Annotated in this window: 16 protein-coding genes; 4 read left to right on the top strand and 12 right to left on the bottom strand. The window is 67.4% G+C overall.

The annotated features are described in order from the left end of the window. Positions 1-76: 76 nt before the first annotated feature. The 5 genes from Q0Q36_RS16525 to Q0Q36_RS16505 form a co-directional block, all read right to left on the bottom strand. Entirely contained in the window at positions 77-1120 is a 1044-nt protein-coding gene (locus Q0Q36_RS16525; RefSeq protein WP_293799368.1) for an amino acid ABC transporter permease, read from the bottom strand. Next, complete coding sequence (locus tag Q0Q36_RS16520; protein ID WP_293799367.1) at positions 1117-2277, bottom strand: ABC transporter permease subunit; 1161 nt, start codon at positions 2275-2277, stop codon at positions 1117-1119. Before Q0Q36_RS16520 ends, Q0Q36_RS16525 begins: the two co-directional genes overlap by 4 nt. Before the next feature lie 167 nt (positions 2278-2444). Then, positions 2445-3476, bottom strand: coding sequence for an amino acid ABC transporter substrate-binding protein (locus Q0Q36_RS16515; protein WP_293799366.1), 1032 nt, complete (start codon positions 3474-3476; stop codon positions 2445-2447). A gap of 119 nt (positions 3477-3595) precedes the next feature. Beyond that, positions 3596-4639, bottom strand: coding sequence for a GMP reductase (locus Q0Q36_RS16510; protein WP_293799365.1), 1044 nt, complete (start codon positions 4637-4639; stop codon positions 3596-3598). Positions 4640-4749: 110 nt separating this feature from the next. Next, positions 4750-5874 (bottom strand): DMT family transporter, encoded by a 1125-nt coding sequence (locus Q0Q36_RS16505; protein ID WP_293799364.1) that lies wholly within the window; start codon positions 5872-5874, stop codon positions 4750-4752. 260 nt (positions 5875-6134) lie between these two features. On the opposite strand from Q0Q36_RS16505, the gene Q0Q36_RS16500 reads away from it, so the two are divergent. Next, positions 6135-7244 (top strand): AbrB family transcriptional regulator, encoded by a 1110-nt coding sequence (locus tag Q0Q36_RS16500; RefSeq protein WP_293799363.1) that lies wholly within the window; start codon positions 6135-6137, stop codon positions 7242-7244. Positions 7245-7309: 65 nt separating this feature from the next. Here the strand turns inward: Q0Q36_RS16500 and Q0Q36_RS16495 are convergent, their stop codons facing one another. Next, entirely contained in the window at positions 7310-8116 is an 807-nt protein-coding gene (locus Q0Q36_RS16495) for a WecB/TagA/CpsF family glycosyltransferase (RefSeq protein ID WP_293799362.1), read from the bottom strand. 412 nt (positions 8117-8528) lie between these two features. Between Q0Q36_RS16495 and Q0Q36_RS16490 the strand changes: the two genes are divergently transcribed. The 3 genes from Q0Q36_RS16490 to hemA all read left to right on the top strand — a co-directional run bounded on the left by Q0Q36_RS16490 (position 8529) and on the right by hemA (position 11920). Beyond that, complete coding sequence (locus Q0Q36_RS16490; RefSeq protein ID WP_293799360.1) at positions 8529-9275, top strand: SDR family NAD(P)-dependent oxidoreductase; 747 nt, start codon at positions 8529-8531, stop codon at positions 9273-9275. A gap of 94 nt (positions 9276-9369) precedes the next feature. Continuing rightward, complete coding sequence (locus Q0Q36_RS16485) at positions 9370-10629, top strand: allantoate amidohydrolase (RefSeq protein ID WP_293799358.1); 1260 nt, start codon at positions 9370-9372, stop codon at positions 10627-10629. A gap of 79 nt (positions 10630-10708) precedes the next feature. Further along, positions 10709-11920, top strand: a complete 1212-nt coding sequence (hemA, locus tag Q0Q36_RS16480; protein ID WP_293799356.1) for a 5-aminolevulinate synthase — start codon at positions 10709-10711, stop codon at positions 11918-11920. Positions 11921-11989: 69 nt separating this feature from the next. On the opposite strand, the gene Q0Q36_RS16475 is transcribed toward hemA, so the two are convergent. The 6 genes from Q0Q36_RS16475 to Q0Q36_RS16450 all read right to left on the bottom strand — a co-directional run. Continuing rightward, entirely contained in the window at positions 11990-12451 is a 462-nt protein-coding gene (locus Q0Q36_RS16475) for a DUF3592 domain-containing protein (protein ID WP_293799354.1), read from the bottom strand. Positions 12452-12457: 6 nt separating this feature from the next. Further along, positions 12458-13405 (bottom strand): tRNA pseudouridine(55) synthase TruB, encoded by a 948-nt coding sequence (gene truB, locus Q0Q36_RS16470; RefSeq protein ID WP_293799429.1) that lies wholly within the window; start codon positions 13403-13405, stop codon positions 12458-12460. Further along, entirely contained in the window at positions 13395-13853 is a 459-nt protein-coding gene (rbfA, locus tag Q0Q36_RS16465) for a 30S ribosome-binding factor RbfA (protein ID WP_293799352.1), read from the bottom strand. Before rbfA ends, truB begins: the two co-directional genes overlap by 11 nt. 155 nt (positions 13854-14008) lie before the next feature. Further along, positions 14009-16834: a translation initiation factor IF-2 gene (gene infB / locus Q0Q36_RS16460; protein WP_293799350.1), complete on the bottom strand. Its 2826-nt coding sequence runs from the start codon at positions 16832-16834 to the stop codon at positions 14009-14011. After that, entirely contained in the window at positions 16831-17520 is a 690-nt protein-coding gene (locus tag Q0Q36_RS16455; RefSeq protein ID WP_293799349.1) for an RNA-binding protein, read from the bottom strand. The genes infB and Q0Q36_RS16455 overlap by 4 nt, the downstream gene beginning before the upstream one ends. Before the next feature lie 14 nt (positions 17521-17534). Continuing rightward, the coding region (locus Q0Q36_RS16450; protein ID WP_293799348.1) for a helix-hairpin-helix domain-containing protein at positions 17535-18208 on the bottom strand (674 nt) is incomplete at its 5' end.

The raw sequence follows: 18208 nt of genomic DNA, 5'->3' as shown, positions 1-18208 counted from the left end.
CCGGCCGAAAGGCCGGTTTTTTGTTGCCCGATGGGGGGCTCGTCATGCTGGGCTTGACCCGAGAATGACAGCAACCTCATAGCCTCCGCCTCTTCTCCAGCGAGCGGCTCCAGCGCGAGAGCGCGAAGCAGATCAGCCAGTAGATCGCGCCCGAGAAAGCATAGGCCTCCATGTTCATGCCGACCCAGTTGGGGTCGGCGAGCGAGGCCTGGGCGATGCCGAGCAGGTCGAGGATCGAGACCACCAGCACCAGCGTCGTGTTCTTGATCAGCGCGATGAACTCGTTGGTCATCGCCGGCAGCGAAATGCGCAGCGCCTGCGGCAGGACGATCAGGCCGGTCGCCTTCCAGTAGTTCAGGCCGAGTGCCGTCGCCGCCTCGCGCTGGCCCCTGGGCAGGGCCTGCAGGCCGCCGCGCACCGCTTCCGCCATATAGGCGGCGATGACGAAGCCGAGCCCGATCACGGCACGCGCCAGCCGGTCGATGCCGATGCCGCCGGGCAGGATCAGGGGCAGCAGGAGCGAGGCGAGGAAGATCACCGCGATGATCGGCACGCCGCGCCAGAACTCGATGAAGATCACGCTGATCAGCCGGATGATCCTGAGTTCCGATTGCCGGCCGAGCGCGAAGAGGATGCCGAGCGGAATCGCAATCAGGCTCGAATAGATCGAGATGAACAGGGTGAGCGTCAGTCCGCCCCATTCGCGCGTCTCGACATAGCGCAGGCCGAAACCGCCCGAGAGCAGCCAGATACCGAGCGGCGGCAGGATCACCAGCATCACAAGGCCAAGCTTCAGCTTGAGACGCTGCGGCGCCAGGATGACCGACGCGATCCCCAGCACGAAGGCGATGCCAGCGATATCGACGCGCCAGCGCTGGTCGACAGGGTAGAGCCCGTACATGAACTGGCCGAAACGGGCGCGGATGAAGACCCAGCAGGCGCCGCCGGGGACGCAATCGGCCCGCGTCGAGCCCACCCAGGTCGCGTCGATCACGGCCCAGCGGATCAGCGGGATGGCGATCCAGGCGATCAGCACGAAGAGCACCACCGAGACGAAGCCGGTGAAGGGCGTACCGAACAGGCGCTCGCGCCAGAGCGAGAGGGAGGAGGACCGGTTCATCGCGTCACCAGGGCGATGCGGGCGTTGTACCAGTTCATCAGCGCGGAGACGGCCAAGCCGATGACCAGATAGACCGCGAGCGTCATCGCGATGATCTCGATCGCCTGACCGGTATTGTTGAGTGCCGAGCCCATGAACAGGCTGACCACGTCGGGATAGGCGATCGCCGCGCCGAAGGACGAGTTCTTGAGCACATTCAGATACTGGTTGGTCAATGGCGGGGTCATCACCCTAAGCGCCTGCGGGATGACGACGAGGCTGAGGATCCGGCCGGGGCGCAGACCCAGCGCCGAAGCTGCCTCGCTTTGCCCCTTCGCCACGGATTCGATGCCGCCGCGCACGATCTCGGCGATGAAGCCGGCGGTGTAGGTGACGAGCGCCGCGAGCAGCGCGACGAATTCAGGGATGACGACGAAGCCGCCGCGATAGTTGAAGCCGCGCAGCACGGGGATGTCCCAGCGCGTGGCGAGGCTGGCCCAGGCGATGGCGAGCGCCGGCACGACCAGGATCAGGCCGACCCCAATGACGAGCAGCGGCGCGTCCTGCCCGGTGCGCTCCTTGCGCTTGCGCGCCCAGGCGCTGGCCAGCCAGTAGCAGACCCAGGACACCAGGATCGCCAGCGCCGCCCAGCGGAAATTGCCGGGCGCATCGGGCAACGGGATGGTGATGCCGCGATTGTTGAGGAAGGCGACGCCGAACAGGCCGATGCTCTGGCGCGGCTGCGGCAAGGCGGCGATGACGCCGAAATACCAGAACAGCACGAAGAACAAGAGCGGGATGTTGCGGACGAACTCGATATAGGCGCCGGCGATGGTCGAAAGCAGCCAGTGCGAGGACAGCCTGGCAATGCCGATGGCGAAGCCGAGCAGCGTTGCCAGCACGATCGCGATCACCGTCACCAGCATGGTGTTGGCAACGCCGACCCAGAACAGGGCGAAGATGTCGTCCGACTGGGTGTAGCCGGTCAGGACGAAAGGCACCTCGATGCCCGAAGTGCGCCAGAGGAAGTCGAAGCCCGAGGCGATGCCGGCCTTGACCATGTTCTCCGAGGCATTGCGCACGAAGAACACGGTGAGGCCGACGAGCAGCAGGATCAGGGCGATCTGGTAGAACCAGTCCCGGACCCGCTTGTCGTTGATGAAGGATAGGACGTTCATGCCGCGAGGCCTTCGCAACTTGCGTCGGAAACGCGCGGTCATCCCGGGCGGGGCGAAGCGTAAACCCGGGATCCATGCCGGAACAGTTCAGGCATGAATCCCGGATCGGCGCGGCTGACGCCGCTTGTCCAGGATGACGCGCTGGCGGGGTCGCTAGGCGTCCGCTCTCACTGGAACGGCGGGGTGAAGAGCAGGCCGCCCTTGGTCCAGAGCTGGTTCTGGCCGCGCTCGAGCTTCAGGCTCGAACCCATGCCGACATTGCGCTCGTAGCTCTCGCCGTAGTTCCCGACCTGCTTGATGGCGTTGTACATCCAGTCGTTGGAGAGCCCCATCATCGCGCCGAAGCCACCCTCGGCGCCGAGCAGGCGGCGCACTTCGGTGTTCTTCGAATTGGCCTTCATCTCGTCGACATTCTTGGAGGTGACGCCCAGCATCTCCGCCGCGATCGTGCCGTTCAGCACCCAGCGCACGATGAGCTGCCAGCGCTCGTCGCCCCAGCGCGTCACCGGGCCCTGCGGATCGTTCGAGATCGGCTGGGTCAGGATGACGTGATCGTCGGGGTTCTTGAGCTTCGCACGCTGGCCGGCCAACGCGCCGACGCCGGCGGTATAGGCGTCGCAGCGGCCAGCGTCATAGGCGGCGATGGCGTCGTCGTTCTTCTGGAAATTGGTGATGGTCACCTTGAGGTTGCGCTCGCGGAACCAGTCGGCGGCGTTCTTTTCCTCGGTCGAGCCGGCGGCGACGCAGACCGAGGCGCCGTCGAGACCCGCGGCATCCTTCACGCCGGCCGACTTACGGACGATGAAGGTCTGGCCCTCGTAGAAATTGATGCCCTGGAAGTTGAGGCCGAGCGTCGCGTTGCGCGAGAAGGTGATGGTCGAGTTGCGCGAGAGCACGTCGACCTGGCCGGACTGCAGGATCGGCCAGCGCTGCTGCACCGAGGTCGGCGTGTACTTCACCTTGTTGGCGTCGCCGAGCACCGCGGCGGCGAGCGCCTTGCAGTAATCGACATCGAGCCCGCTCCACTCGCCCTTGTCATTGGCGAAGGAGAAGCCGGGCAGGCCGAGATGCACGCCGCATTCGAGATTGCCGCGCGCCTTGACGGCGTCGAGCGTCGGGCTCGGCGCCAGTTGCTGCGCCTGCGCCACCGAAGCTCCCGCAGCGAGCAAAACCACCGCACCCAAGATCCTGAACGTCATATCCGTCTCCCCGAAGCCGTCAGCGGCCTTCTGTGTTGATGGCGGACTATGCAACAGCCCATCGGAAAGCGATAGCGCGCCGAAAGACGAGTGGACGGACGGCCCCGGCCATGCCGGTTTCAATTGCCGAAGATGGTATTGAGCTGGCTGCCGACCATGATGAAGGTGGTGCGCTTGGGCACCTCCTTCAGGCGGACCGCGCCGATATAGGTCATCGCCGAGCGCACGCCGCCCATCAGCTCCTGCATCGTGCCCTCGACCGGGCCGCGATAGGGCACCTCGACGGTCTTGCCTTCGGAAGCCCGGTACTTGGCGACGCCGCCGGAATACTTGTTCATCGCCGTGTCCGAGGACATGCCGTAGAAGGTCATCGCGACCGGCACCTTCTCGCCATTGCGCTCCTCGTAGCGAATCTCGCCCTCGCATTCGTCATGGCCGGCGAGCATGCCACCCATCATCACGAAATCGGCGCCGCCGCCATAGGCCTTGGCGACGTCGCCCGGCACGGTGAGCCCGCCGTCGCCGCAGACAAAGCCCTTGAGGCCATGGGCCGCATCCGCGCATTCGATGATGGCGGAGAGCTGCGGATAGCCGACGCCTGTCATCTTGCGGGTGGTGCAGACCGAGCCCGGCCCGATGCCGACCTTGACGATATCGGCGCCGGCCAGGATCAGCGCCTCGGTCATGTCGCCGGTCACGACATTGCCCGCCATGATCGCCGCATCCGGGAAGGCGGCGCGCGTCGCCTTGACCGTGTCGACGAACTTCTCGGTATAGCCGTTGGCGACGTCGAGGCAGATCTTGGTGATCGGCGATTGGGCGTGCACGGCCTTCAGCTTGTCATGGTCGGAATCGGTGGTGCCCAGCGAATAGAAGGCGTTGGCCGAGCCCGGCTCGCGGAAGAAGGCGATCAATTCATCGGCGCTGTAATGCTTGTGCAGGGCGACCATGGCACCGTGCTTCAGCAGCGTGCGGGCCATCGCCATAGTGCCGACCACGTCCATATTGGCGGCGATCAGCGGAAAACCCTTCCACTCCCGCCCCGTATGGGCGAAGCGGAACGAGCGCTCGACATCGACCTCGGCGCGGCTGCCCAGCGTCGAGCGCTTCGGGCGAATCAGCACATCGCGGAAGTCGAGCTTCGGGTCGTTTTCGATGCGCATGACCTTGCCTCTGGCTGTCGTGCCGCGGGCTCAAGGCCCAGCGGCCGCACGCGGGAGAGGCGTGCGCCGATTCATAGCGCCCTGGATGGGAACGGCGCAATCCCGGGCGTTCAGGCCGAGGCGGGCGGCGGGCTCGTCCGGGCGTTCTTGCGGATCGTGTAGAGCGTCGCGCCGATGACGACGGCCGCGCCGAACCAGGTCGTGAGCGCCGGAATCTCGGCGAAGAAGACGAAGCCGGTGAAGCTCGCCAGCAGCAACCGGCTGAAATCCAGCGGCGCCAACGCCGCCGCCTCGCCGACCTGATAGGCGCGGGTGATCAGCCATTGCCCGGCCGTGCCGAAAAGGCTGAGCGTGATCAGCCAGAACCATTGATTGGGCGTCGGCGCCTGCCACCAGAGGAAGGTGGGCAAGGCGAGAAGCACGATCAGCACGATGCCCTGATAGAGCAGGATCGTATCGGTGCGTTCGCTTGCGGCGAGCTTGCGGACACTGACGGTGATGGCGGCACCGCAGACCGCCCCGGCCACCGCGAGCAGGGCATAGATGTCGAGCCCCTCCGAACTCGGCCGCAGCATGATCAGCACGCCGGCGAAGCCGATCACAGTCGCGGCCCAGCGGCGGCCGTCGACGACCTCCTTGAGGAAGAGCACCGCCGCGATGGTGACGAAGAGCACCTGGCTGAAGCCGATCGCTGTCGCCTGGGCGAGCGGAATTTTCACGACCGCGGTGAAGCCGCACAGCATCGAGAGCAGCGTGACGACGCTGCGGAAGATCTGGAGACCGACCCGGTCGGTGTGCAGGGCCCGCCGCAGACTCCCCGCCGCGAAGAGCAGCAGGATCGCGGTCATGATCACCTGCCGGATCAGCAGAATCTGCACCAGCGGGATGCCCTGCCCGACATGCTTGATGCCGGCGACCATCACCGCATAGACGAGCATGGACGAGAACATGAAGACCGAGCCGCGCAGATTCGGGCTTGCTCCGCGCCACCAGTAGCGAAGGCGCTGACTGCGGCTCTGCAACCAGCCGAATCTGCCTGGGATCGTGCTGCCCGACGGCTCAGCCTCGACGATCGGGACGGAGTGGGAAAGCCCGGCTTCGGACGGTGCGGAAACGGCCGGCTCCTGCCATGCCGGGGCGTCGCCCTCGAACCCCGCCCGATCCTGCCGGCCGGACTGCCGCTCCTCGCTCATCACCCTCAACCAGTGGTCGGCGGCCGATGAACGGCCCGGCATGTCATCTCTAGTGCCAAATCATTGAGGAAACGTCGCAATTCGGCCAATGACAAAGTCACATGGCCGCATTGTGCCGGCCGCGCGACGCGCAGGGGCGGCATACCCGGCATGGGCTGTGCAATGGCGCCGACAGATTCTAGGACGAGCCTGAAAGGGACCTGCCGCTTGACGCTTCAAGACCGCCCATATCCCTGTCGACTTGCTGCGGAAGTTGGTCCCATCGGCGCGCGCCGCCGAACCGGGCGCGGCGGATCGACCCGATGAAGGTCCTTCTCGGCGACTTCGTCGGCGGATTGCGCCAGCTCGCTCCCAGCCGCTTTCCCTATCGCCGCTTTGCGCTCGCCCTGGCACTCGGCGGCCTCGGCGGCTGGCTATTCGTGCAGGCCAAGCTGCCGCTGCCCTGGATGCTGGGCTCGATGGTGTTCTGCACCTTTGCCGCCCTGATCAACCTGCCCGTCGCCGCGCCGGCCGTAATCCGCCCGCCGATGACGGCGGTGATCGGCGTGATGCTGGGCGCCTCGTTCAAGCCGGACGTGGTTTCGCAACTGCCGAACTGGCTACCGACGCTCGCCGGGCTCGTGCTGTTCATGGTCGCCTGCGGGCTGTGCTGCGTCAGCTATTTCCGCCGCGTCGCCGGGTTCGATCCGGTCACCGCCTTCTTCTCGGGCATGCCGGGCGGCCTGATCGAGATGGTCACGGTCGGCGAGGAGAAGGGCGGCGATGCCCGCATCATCGCGCTGATCCATTCGGCCCGCATCCTGCTCGTTGTGATGACGCTGCCCTTCATCGTGCAATGGATCGGTGGCGTCACGCTGGGCGGCGGGCGCGTCGCCGGCCCATCGATCATGCAGACACCTTTTAGTTCCGAGCTCTGGCTGATCGGCTGCGGCATCGCCGGCGTGATCGTCGGACACTGGCTGCGGATGCCGGCGAAATTCCTGCTCGGCCCGATGCTGGTCAGCGCCATCGTGCATGTCACGGGCCTGAGCGCCGCCCTGCCGCCGGCCGAGATCGTCAATGCGGCGCAGCTCATCCTCGGCGTGACGATCGGCTGCCGCTTCGTCGGCACGGCGCCGCGCATCATCCTGCGCGTGCTCCTGCTCTCGGTCGGTTCGACCGTGATCCTGTTGGCGCTGACGCTGGGCTTCGCCTGGCTCGTCGCGCAGCTCTCCGTGCACGGCCATGTCCCGCTGATCCTGGCCTACTCGCCCGGCGGCCTCGCCGAGATGAGCCTGATCGCGCTGGCGCTCCATACCGAAGTCGCCTTCGTCGCGGCCCACCACATCATCCGCGTCTTCCTGGTGATGGTCTCGGCGGGGCCGATCTTCGGGCTGATCGGCCGTGCGAACCGCAAGCCAGCAGCCGAATAACCGCCCGTTCACCGCGGCGAACCATCTCCGACCGCGTCGGTCCGGCTCAAGCGACGCTCGGGAGCTCAGCCGTTCCGCCGACCGCCGGCTGCATATTGCCGGGCCATGCGCAGGAGGAAAGCCGGGTTTCCGAGCACATAGCGCCGCCAGAGCCGGCGCGGCTCGAGCCAGAACCGGTAGAGCCATTCAAGCCGCACCTGGCGCAGGAGCTCAGGCGCTCGCGGGACTTCGTCGGCGAAGAAATCGAAGAGCGCCCCGACACCGGCCGCGACGGAACAATGCTGCGGCCCAAGCTTGTCGGCGATGAAGCGCTCCTGCAGCGGGTTGCCCATTGCCACCAGCAGCAGGTCGGGGCGTTGCGCCTTCAGCCTGTCGAGCAGCGCACTCTCCTCTCCGGCGGAGAAATAGCCGTGCGAGACGACGCTGAAACGATGCGCCGGATAGAGCTGCGTCAGGTTCGCGGCAGCCCGCTCCGCGACGCCTGGCCGGCCGCCCAGCAAGGCGACCCGCATCGGCCGCCCGGGGCAGGCGAACAGAGCCGGGAAGAAGTCGGTTCCGTTAAGGTTCGCCGGAAAGGCCTTGCCATAGAGCAGCCAGCTGCCGAGATCGACGCCGATGCCGTCCGCCAGCACGAGGAAGGTCGAGAGGCTGCGCTGAAGCGCGGCATTGCCAGCGGCAACGTTGACCAGGTTGGCGTTGCAGAAGGCCAGCTTCACGTGGCCGCCGGTCCGCACCGCGTCCGTGACCTCGGCGACCGCCGTCTCGCGCTCCATCACGGCGATACCGATGCCGCCGATATCGCGCTTGGCATAGCCTGGCCGCTTCCGGCTTCCGGCATCGCTGGCGATGGAGAGGGAGGCGGTTGCGCTCACGGTGTTCTCGGTCAGGGGCGTGGCAGCCCATTGCGAATATCGTGATTGTCTTGGCTGTTCCGCAGTCCGGGTCAAGGCAAAGCCGGATCAAAGGTGAACGGCTTATTCCCGCGATCCGCGAACGCGCGTTAATGGCAATCCTCTTGCAGCAACAAGGCCTTGTACCGAACCGGAACGAAAGCCGCCGACGGCTCCGCCGCCGCCTGCCGGACTCGTTCCGACCCGGCACAGACTCTGCCTTGGCCGCCTCGATCCGGCACGTGACGGAGGCTCTTCCTTCCGGATTTTTTTGCAATCGTCCTTAACGCCTTGCATGGCGGGTCTGCAGATTTGTCCGAAGCCATCGCACCCTCTGGCCGCTGCCAATCCGGCCGGCTAGGGTGATTCGCATAAGAGTTCGGGAGGGCTGGGCATGAACCAAATCGATTTAAAGAAGCGCATCGCCATCGTGACCGGCGGGGCGCAAGGCATCGGCCGCGCCGTCGCCGAGCGCTTCGCGCAGAGTGGCGCGACGGTCGCGATCTGGGATGTGGATGCAGCGCTCGCAGCCAAGGCCGCGGCAGAGATCGGCCATGGCGCGATCGGCGTCGGCGTCGATGTGACCGATGCCGAGGCCGTCCAGAAGGCGAGCGACGCGCTGGAGGCGCAGCATGGCAGCATCGATATCCTCGTCACCAGCGCCGGCATCGCCGGGCCCAACCACAAGACCTGGGAATACCCGCTGGAGGACTGGGCCCGCGTCATGAAGCTCAATGTCGACGGCACGCTGCATTGCTGCCGCTCGGTGATCCCCGGCATGGTCAAGCGCAATTACGGACGCATCGTCCTGGTGGCCTCGATCGCCGGCAAGGAGGGCAACCCCAACGCCTCCGCCTACTCCGCATCGAAGGCGGCGGTGATCGCGTTGACGAAGTCGCTCGGCAAGGAGCTCGCCGACAAGGATATCGCGGTGAACTGCATCACGCCCGCAGCCGCGCGCACCCGCATCTTCGACCAGATGAGCGAGGAGCATATCGGCTACATGCTCGCGAAGATTCCGCGCGGACGCTTCCTGCTGCCCGACGAGGTCGCCGCGATGGTCGCGTTCCTCGCCTCGGCCGAGAACAGCTTCACCACGGCCGGCGTGTTCGATCTTTCCGGCGGCCGCGCCACCTACTGAGGCGGCGCGAATGCTGCGGACGATGCCGTGGCGGAGAAGCTGCTTGGTGAAATTGCCGGTCGCAGTTTTCGGAACCCTGCTCTAGCTTGGCGGCATGAAGCAGACGCTCCCCTCCGCCGCCGTCCTCGGCGCTCGCGCCTTCGCCGCGCTTGCCGGCCTCAACCGCTTCAGCGACGAGCCCGGCAAGCTGACGCGGCTCTATCTCTCGCCGGCGCACAAGCAGGCGGCGGAATGGGTCAAGGGCGCGATGGAAGTCGCGGGGCTCAACGCCTTCATCGACGCCGCAGGCTCGGTGCAGGGCCGCCGCGAAGGCACCGTGCCGGGCGCGCCGGCCGTGCTGATCGGCTCGCATATCGACACCGTGAAGGATGGCGGGCGCTTCGACGGCAATCTCGGCGTCGTCGCCGGCATCCTCGCGGCGCAGGCCTTGCGCGATGCCGGGATCAGCCTGCCCTTCCCGCTGGAGGTGATCGGCTTCGGCGACGAGGAGAATGTCCGCTTTCCCACGCATCTCTCGACCTCGGAGGCGCTGGCCGGCGCCTATGACCCGGCCTGGCTGGAAGCGCGCGACAGCGAAGGCGTGAAGCTCGGCGAGGCGCTCGTCGCCTTCGGCGGCAATCCGGCGGGGATCGCGGCGCTGGCCCGCAAGCCCGGCTCGATCCAGGCCTATCTCGAAGTCCATATCGAGCAGGGGCCGGTGCTGGAGGCGGAGAACGAGCCGGTCGGCATCGTCACCGCCATCAACGCGCAAAGCCGCGCGCGGGTGCGCGTCACCGGCGAGGCGGGCCATGCCGGCACCGTGCCGATGGCGTTGCGCAAGGATGCCTTGACCGCCGCTGCCGAGATGGCGCTGGCGCTGGAGCGGATCGCCGGCGCGCATGAGCTGGCGGTCGGAACGGTCGGCGTGCTGCGCCCCGAGCCCGGCGCCACCAATGTCGTGCCCGGCGCGGTCGAGTTCACCATCGACTACCGCGCCCCGAAGAACGAGACGCTCGCGTCGATGGAGGCGCAGATCCAGACCGGCTTCGCGGAGATCGCGGCGCGGCGCGGCGTCGGACTCGAGATCGTCCCCTATGCCAGAGCCGCGGCGGTGCCGATGGAGCCCAGGCTGCAGGATGCCTTCGCCGCCGGCATCGCCCGGACCGGAAGCAACCTCGCCGGCCGGCGCCTGCCTTCCGGCGCCGGGCATGACGCCATGGCGATCGCGCAGGTCGCGCCCGTCGCCATGCTCTTCGTGCGCAACGAGAAGGGCATCAGCCATTCGCCGCTGGAGAATATGACCGAGGCCGATGCCGGCATCGCCGTTCGCGTCCTGCTCGAAACGATTCTGGAGCTCGCCGAAAAGGCGAAGTAGAACAATTCCAGCCGCGACACCGCGCGCCATTCCGCAAGCCGCCCGAAAGGCCTAGGAAAGCGCGCCGCAGGAGGCTGGAATGGATTTCGAGAGTTTCTTCCGCGAGGAGCTGGACGGGTTACGCCGTGAAGGCCGCTATCGCGTCTTCGCCGACCTGGAGCGCCAGGCCGGCCGCTTCCCTATCGCGACCTATCATGGCGAGAGCGGCCCGCGCGACGTCACTGTCTGGTGCTCGAACGACTATCTCGGCATGGGCCAGCATCCGAAGGTGCTCGCCGCGATGCATGAGGCGCTCGACGGCAGCGGCGCCGGCGCCGGCGGCACCCGCAATATCGGCGGCACCAACCATTACCATGTCCTGCTGGAGCGCGAGCTGGCCGACCTGCACGGCAAGGACGCCGCGCTGATCTTCAATTCCGGCTATGTCTCGAACTGGGCCTCGCTCTCGACGCTGGCCGCGCGCATCCCCGGCTGCATCGTGCTGACGGACGGGCTGAACCATGCTTCGATGATCGAGGGCATCCGGCATTCGCGCGCCGAAAAGCACATCTTCGCCCATAACGACCCGCACGATCTGCGCCGCAAGCTCGCAGCGCTCGATCCGAACCGGCCGAAGCTGATCGCCTTCGAGTCGGTCTATTCGATGGATGGCGACATCGCCCCGGTCCGCGAAATCTGCGACATCGCCGACGAATTCGGCGCGATGACCTATATCGATGAGGTCCATGCCGTCGGGCTTTATGGCGCACGCGGCGGCGGCATCTCGGAGCGCGAGGGGCTGACCGACCGGCTGACCCTGATCCAAGGCACGCTGGCGAAGTCCTATGGCGTGATCGGCGGCTATATCACCGGCTCGGCCGCGCTATGCGACTTCATCCGCAGTTTCGCCTCCGGCTTCATCTTCTCCAGCTCGCTGCCGCCTGCGGTGGCGGCCGGCGCGATCGCCGCGATCCGGCATCTCAAGGAAAGCTCGGCCGAGCGCGAGCGCCAGCAGGATCGCGTCGCGGCTTTGCGGGCGAAGCTCGACGCGATCGGCATCCCGCATCTCGCCAATCCCAGCCATATCGTGCCGGTGATGGTCGGCGATGCGCAGGCCTGCAAGGCGATCAGCGACGAGTTGCTCGCCCGCTTCGACATCTATGTCCAGCCGATCAACTATCCGACCGTGCCGCGCGGCACGGAGCGGCTGCGGATCACGCCCTCGCCCTTCCATTCCGACGCCGATATCGACGCGCTGGTAGCGGCGCTAGGCGCGATCTGGGCAAGGGATGGGCTGAAGCGGGCGGCCTGAGGCCGCTAGAGCTTTTGTTTTTACGCAATTCCGGACGCAAAACCGCTGCGCACTTTTGCTGGAGTTGCTCTAGCCCCGCTTGGCTACGATCATCAGGATCGCCGAGAGCAGCCCGAAGACGGTGACCAGACCGGCAAGGATCAGGGTTCCCAGCCACAGCGACAGGAAGCCCTCGATCTCGGCCTTGTCCGGCGCCGCAGCGTCGTAGAGCACGGTCACTTGATCACCCCTGCGATAGGCCGGTGGGCTCGTGCTCCATGAGGTCATGAAGGTGACGGCCTGCCCCTGCGCCGTACGGAAGCTCACGACCGGCCGATAGGTCGAGTCACCACCGCCATGCCGCATCTCGACCACGGTCCCGGCGGCGCGCTCGGCGCGCGCCAGGAGCTTGCGGTTATGGCTGTAAGTGAAATAGCAGGCCGTCGCGAGAATGACGGCGACGATGCCGAAAACGCAGCCGATGCGCCAGAACAGGAGCCTGCCATCCTGGGCGAGGCCCCCAACCTTCTGCTTCCTGCGGCTTTCGCCCATCCGCTCTCAGAGATTGAAGACGCGGTGGGGGACGAATTCACCGTTCTGGACCGAGCCCGTCGAGACCAGCGTACCCGCGCAGGTGGCGTAGGCGGCCTCCAGCTCGATCGGAGCGCCGGCGCCGCGCAGCAGGGCGCTCTGGCCGCGCTTGAGGCGGGCCGCGGCGTCGCGATGCAGCACGATCTCCGGGATCAGCGTCAGCGCCGCCTTGACCGGCTGGAGGGCCGTCAGCGCGCTTTCCGGGCTCTCGCGCAGGGTCTCGACGCTTGCGGCGTCCGCGACCGCGAACGGCCCGACGCGGGTGCGGCGCAGATGCGCGACATGGCCGAGGCAGCCGAGTTCCAGGCCGAGATCGCGAGCGATGGCGCGGACATAGGTGCCCTTGCCGCATTCCGCCTCGAAAGTGGTGGTGGCGCCGTCATGGCTGACGATGCGGAGTGCGTCGATCTCGACGGGGCGCGCCTCCAGCTCGACCTCCTCGCCGTCGCGGGCGAGGTCATAGGCGCGCTCACCGGCGATCTTGATCGCCGAGAATTTGGGCGGCGTCTGCAGGATCGTGCCGGTGAAGCGCGGCAGCAGGGCTGCGATCGCGGCCTCGTCCGGGCGCTTGTCCGAGGTCGCGATAACGCTGCCCTCGGTGTCATCGGTATTGGTCTGCGTGCCCCAGGCGACAGTGAACTGATAGGCCTTGCGGCCGTCCATGACGAAGGGAACGGTCTTGGTCGCCTCGCCCAGCGCGATCGGCAGCAGGCCGGAGGCCAGCGGATCGAGCGTGCCGGCATGGCCGGCCTTCTTGGCGCCGAAGGCGCGCTTCACGACGCTGACCGCATGGGTCGAGGTCATGCCGATCGGCTTGTCGAGGATGACCCAGCCATGGACGTCGCGCTTCTTGGGGCGCGGCGCCGGCGCAACGTCGCGGTTCGGGGCGGCTTCGGATGGGTTCTCAGCGGTCATCGTCACGGCGGTCGTCTTCAGGGGCTTCGTCTTCGTGGTCCTGGTCGATCCTGAGGCGCTGGACCTGGGTGTCCCTGCGCACGGCCTCGGTGTCGAGCAGCGCATCGATGCGCTCGGCCTCGGCGAAGCTCTCATCGGCGCGGAAACGCAAGTCCGGCGCGTATTTCAGGTTCACGCGATGGGCGATTTCGCCGCGCAGGTAACGCTTGTTGGCGTCGAGCGCCTTGAGCACCGGGGCAATGTCCAGTCCGCCAAGAGGCATGATGTAGCAGGTGGCGAGCTTGAGATCCGGCGAGAGGCGCACCTCCGGCACGGTCACGACATGCTTCGCCAGCACGTCGTCATGAATGTCGCCCCGCGCGAGCATCTCGGCCAGCGCATGGCGGATCAGCTCGCCGACGCGCAATTGCCGCTGGGATGGGCCTGTGGGTTTTGCAGGTTTAGCCATGGTTCTCGTTTCTCCGGGATCGGACCGGACCAAACGTCCCGGCGGGCCTTGCCCGCCGTCTCTTCAAAGATGAGGCGCTGGACGCGCTCTTCTCGTCACGAGATGGCCGGACCGCAAGGCCCGGCCATGACGCGCTGTTTCAGGCAACGCAGCCCTCAGAGGCTGCGCTTGATCTCTTCGACGCGATAGCACTCGATCACGTCGCCGACGCGCATGTCCTGGTAGTTCTCGAAGGACATGCCGCATTCCTGGCCGGCCACGACTTCCTTGGCGTCGTCCTTGAAGCGCTTGAGCTGGCCGAGCTTGCCCTCGTGAACCACGACGTTGTCGCGGATCAGGCGGACATTGGCGCCGCGCTCGATCGTGCCGTCGGTGACGCGGCAGCCGGCGATCTTGCCGACCTTCGAGACGTTGAAGATCTCGAGGATCGAGGCGTTGCCGAGCATGGTCTCGCGCAGGGTCGGCGCCAGCAGGCCCGACATCGCGTCCTTCACATCATCCATGAGGTTATAGATGATGTTGTAGTAGCGGATCTCGACGCCGGCCCGCTCCGCCGCCTCGCGCGCTTCCTTATGCGCACGGACGTTGAAGCCGACCACGACCGCGCCCGAAGCCTGGGCGAGGGTGATGTCCGACTCGGTGATCGCGCCGACGCCCGAGGAGAGGACGCGGGCCCGCACCTCGTCGTTGCCGACTTTTTCGAGCGCGCCGACGATGGCCTCGACCGAACCCTGCACGTCGCCCTTGACGACCAGCGGGAACTCCTTGCGGCCGGCGCCTTCCTTGAGCTCGCGCATCATCTCGGCGAGCGAGCGACCGGCGCCCGAAGCGGCGCCGCGGGCAGCAAGGCGATCGCGGCGCTGACGCTCGCGGTAATCGGTGATCTCGCGGGCGCGGGCCTCGGACTCGACCACCGCGACGCGGTCGCCGGCCTCGGGCGTGCCGTTGAAGCCGAGAACCTCGACCGGCATGGAGGGCGGAGCCTCCTTCACCTGCGCGCCGGTATCGGCGATCAGGGCTCGGACGCGGCCCCATTCGGCGCCGGCGACGACGATGTCGCCGGTGCGCAGCGTGCCGCGCTGGACGAGGACGGTCGCGACCGGGCCGCGGCCGCGATCGAGCTTGGCCTCGATAACCGTGCCTTCGGCCGGACGATGCGGATTGGCCTTGAGGTCGAGCAGTTCTGCCTGCAGCGAGATCGCCTCGAGCAACTTGTCGAGATTGTGGCCGGTCTTGGCGGACACCTCGACTTCGAGCGTCTCGCCGCCCAGCGTCTCGACCTGGATCTCGTACTGGAGCAGCTCGGCGCGAACGCGGTCGGGGTTGGCGTCAGCCTTGTCAACCTTGTTGATCGCGACGATCAGCGGAACGCCGGCCGCCTTGGCGTGATTGATGGCCTCGGCCGTCTGCGGCATGACGCCGTCATCGGCCGCCACGACCAGCACGACGATATCCGTCACCTTGGCGCCGCGGGCGCGCATCGCCGTGAAGGCGGCGTGGCCGGGCGTGTCGATGAAGGTCACCTGCGAGCCCAGCGGCGTCGTCACCTGATAGGCGCCGATATGCTGGGTGATGCCGCCGGCCTCGCCGGTGACGACCTTGGTCTTGCGGATCGCGTCGAGCAGCGAGGTCTTGCCGTGGTCGACATGGCCCATGATGGTCACGACCGACGGCCGCGGCTCCAGGGTCTCGTCCGTGTCCGGCGTGTCGAACAGGCCTTCCTCGACGTCGGACTCGGCGACGCGCTTGACGGTGTGACCCATTTCCTCGGCGATGAGCTGGGCGGTGTCGGCGTCGATCACGTCGGTGATCTTGTGCATCGCGCCCTGCTTCATCAGCAGGCGGATGACGTCGACGCCGCGCTCCGTCATGCGGTTCGCGAGTTCCTGGATGGTGATCGTCTCGGGGATGATCACCTCGCGCATCACGCGCTCTTTCTGAGCGTCCGAGGCGCGATGGCCGGTCATGCGCTGCACGCGCCGACGGAACGAGGCGACCGAGCGTGTCCGCTCGTCATCGCTCCCGGTCGCGGTCGACAGCGTCAGGCGGCCGCGCGGCTTGTCGTTGGTGGTCTTCGGCGTCTTCGGCGCGGCGGGAGCCGGGCCACGGCCAGCGCCGGCGCTCAGGCCGGGACGGCGGAAGGCGGCCTTGACGTCGACATCATCCGAGCGATTGCGCGGGGCGCCGCTGGAAGACGGGGCCTGACGGGCCGGGCGCACGACGGCCGGCTCGGACGGAGCCGTGGTGTCGAGACGCGGCGGGCGCGGCGAATCGGAGCGCGGCGGACGGCCGTCGAGACGCGGCGGTCGGGCACCGGTATCGCGCATCGGCGGGCGCGACGAGAACTCGCGCGGGCCGGACGGGGCCGGACGGCCGTAATACTGGGTCGGCTGCGGCGCCGGGGCCTGGGGCGCAGGCGCGGCCTCGCGAGCCTGCGGCGGCGGGGCCGCCGGGCGGACCGGCTGCTCGTCGCGCTGGCGGGCGGCCGTTTCGACGCGGCGCTTCTGGTCGTCTTCCTGACGGCGGCGCTCTTCCTCCTGGCGCTGACGCGCCGCGGCGGCTTCGCGCTCCTGACGCTCTCGCTCGGCGGCGGCGGCGCGCTGGCGCGCCTCGTCCTCGGCGATGCGGCGGGCTTCGGCCTCGCTGCTGCGGGCTTCCGACAGGGCGCGCTGGCGAGCATCCTTCTCCTCGTCGGAGAGGGTGCGCAGCAGCATGCTGCCGGCGGGACGCTGGGGCGGCTGCGGAGCGGCCGGGCGCGGCGACGTCGCCTGCGGAGCCGGGGCCTGCGGCGCACGGGGCGCGACGGGCTCCTTGACCTCATGCCCGGCGGCGCGGCGCTTGACCTCGACGACGACCTGCTTCGTACGCCCATGCGAGAAGCTCTGGCGAACAGTGCTCTGCTCGACAGGCCGCTTCAGCGACAGGGTCTTGGGCGGGTTGACGGAGAGTGTCTTGTCGCCCGGGTTCTTGGTATCGGTCATTCCGCGTTCGGTCCTGCCGGTTCGGTCGTGTCTTCGGTGTCGTTCTGGTCGGATGCGGCGGTATCGTCCGTCCGATACCGGACGAGCCGACGCCAGCGGGAGAGCACACCCTCGGCCGCCGGTCCCGGAGCAAGCGCGGCATGTATCACATGTGCCCGCCCTAACGCCAATTCCAAATCCGCCGCCGTGAAAATAGCGACGACGGGCAGTTCACGGGCCTTGAGCCCTTCAGCCTCGCGCGCCACGCCAAGCCGCTTAACAGCCTGGCCGATCTTGCGCTTGCCGTCCTCGGCCCCGTCGCTGGCGGCGATGACGCCGACGCAGCGGCCAGAGCCGATCAGAGCCTCGACCTTGGCGAAGCCCGCGATGACGAGCCCCGCCTTGTTGGCCATCGACAGCGCCTGCAGCGCATCGCGCAGCATCAGCGCATCGATCATCTCCGGAAGGTCGGCGGGAACCGCGACCTTCGCCTTGAGCGAGCGCTCGAAGGCCTTGCGTTTGATCGCCTCGGCCACGGTCTTGCGGCTGAGGCTGGCCCAGACGCCGCGCCCGGGCAGCTTGCGCCTGAGATCCGGCACCAAAGTGCCGTCAGGGCCGGCGACGAAGCGGATCAGGTCGTCGGGCGCCTTCACGGTCCGCGTCACGACGCAGCTCCGTTCTGGTCCCTCGTTCCGAGCCGCCTTCATCGCGACGATCCCACTCAGGCCTCGGCCGCCTCGCCGGCTTCCGCCTCAGGCTCCTCGGCCGGCGCCTCGACCCAGCCCGCATGGATACGGGCGGCCATGATGATCGCTTCCGCGTCCTGACGCGACAGGTCGAACCCGTCGAGATAGCCAGCGTGACGGGTGGTCTCGCCGTCCTTACGCTCGGTCCAGCCGACAAGATCGTCCGTGGCGCAGCCCGCGAGATCCTCGACGCTCTTCACATCGTTCTCGCCGAGCGCGACCATCATGGAAGTGGTGACGCCATCGACCTCGCGCAAGGCGTCCTCGACACCGAGCGCACGACGCTTCTCGTCCAGCTCCGCCTCGACGGCAGCGAGATGCTCCTGCGCACGGCTCTGGATCTCGCCGGCGGTGTCCTCGTCGAAGCCTTCGATCGAGGCGAGCTCGGAGAGATCGACATAGGCGAGCTCCTCGACATTGCGGAAGCCTTCCGAGGCCAGGAGCTGACCGACCGTCTCGTCGACGTTCAGCGCATTCATGAACAGATCCGTGCGCTGCACGAATTCCTTCTGGCGGCGCTCCGACTCCTCCTGCTCGGTCAGGATGTCGATGTCCCAGCCGGTGAGCTGCGAGGCTAGGCGCACGTTCTGGCCACGGCGGCCGATGGCGAGCGAGAGCTGCTCGTCGGGAACCACGACCTCGATCTTGT

The organism is uncultured Allobosea sp., from assembly GCF_945957345.1.
In the GTDB taxonomy this organism is placed as follows: domain Bacteria; phylum Pseudomonadota; class Alphaproteobacteria; order Rhizobiales; family Beijerinckiaceae; genus Allobosea.
The sequence above is the reverse complement of the archived record's forward strand: the minus strand, read 5'-3'. Positions and strand labels throughout refer to the sequence as shown.

What these genes read in the sequence shown, in the direction of transcription:
- Q0Q36_RS16525 (WP_293799368.1), bottom strand. Translation starts at nt 1,120, where the DNA reads ATGAACCGGTCCTCCTCCCTCTCGCTCTGGCGCGAGCGCCTGTTCGGT.
- Q0Q36_RS16520 (WP_293799367.1), bottom strand. Translation starts at nt 2,277, where the DNA reads ATGAACGTCCTATCCTTCATCAACGACAAGCGGGTCCGGGACTGGTTC.
- Q0Q36_RS16515 (WP_293799366.1), bottom strand. Translation starts at nt 3,476, where the DNA reads ATGACGTTCAGGATCTTGGGTGCGGTGGTTTTGCTCGCTGCGGGAGCT.
- Q0Q36_RS16510 (WP_293799365.1), bottom strand. Translation starts at nt 4,639, where the DNA reads ATGCGCATCGAAAACGACCCGAAGCTCGACTTCCGCGATGTGCTGATT.
- Q0Q36_RS16505 (WP_293799364.1), bottom strand. Translation starts at nt 5,874, where the DNA reads ATGCCGGGCCGTTCATCGGCCGCCGACCACTGGTTGAGGGTGATGAGC.
- Q0Q36_RS16500 (WP_293799363.1), top strand. Translation starts at nt 6,135, where the DNA reads ATGAAGGTCCTTCTCGGCGACTTCGTCGGCGGATTGCGCCAGCTCGCT.
- Q0Q36_RS16490 (WP_293799360.1), top strand. Translation starts at nt 8,529, where the DNA reads ATGAACCAAATCGATTTAAAGAAGCGCATCGCCATCGTGACCGGCGGG.
- Q0Q36_RS16485 (WP_293799358.1), top strand. Translation starts at nt 9,370, where the DNA reads ATGAAGCAGACGCTCCCCTCCGCCGCCGTCCTCGGCGCTCGCGCCTTC.
- hemA (WP_293799356.1), top strand. Translation starts at nt 10,709, where the DNA reads ATGGATTTCGAGAGTTTCTTCCGCGAGGAGCTGGACGGGTTACGCCGT.
- Q0Q36_RS16475 (WP_293799354.1), bottom strand. Translation starts at nt 12,451, where the DNA reads ATGGGCGAAAGCCGCAGGAAGCAGAAGGTTGGGGGCCTCGCCCAGGAT.
- truB (WP_293799429.1), bottom strand. Translation starts at nt 13,405, where the DNA reads ATGACCGCTGAGAACCCATCCGAAGCCGCCCCGAACCGCGACGTTGCG.
- rbfA (WP_293799352.1), bottom strand. Translation starts at nt 13,853, where the DNA reads ATGGCTAAACCTGCAAAACCCACAGGCCCATCCCAGCGGCAATTGCGC.
- infB (WP_293799350.1), bottom strand. Translation starts at nt 16,834, where the DNA reads ATGACCGATACCAAGAACCCGGGCGACAAGACACTCTCCGTCAACCCG.
- Q0Q36_RS16455 (WP_293799349.1), bottom strand. Translation starts at nt 17,520, where the DNA reads ATGAAGGCGGCTCGGAACGAGGGACCAGAACGGAGCTGCGTCGTGACG.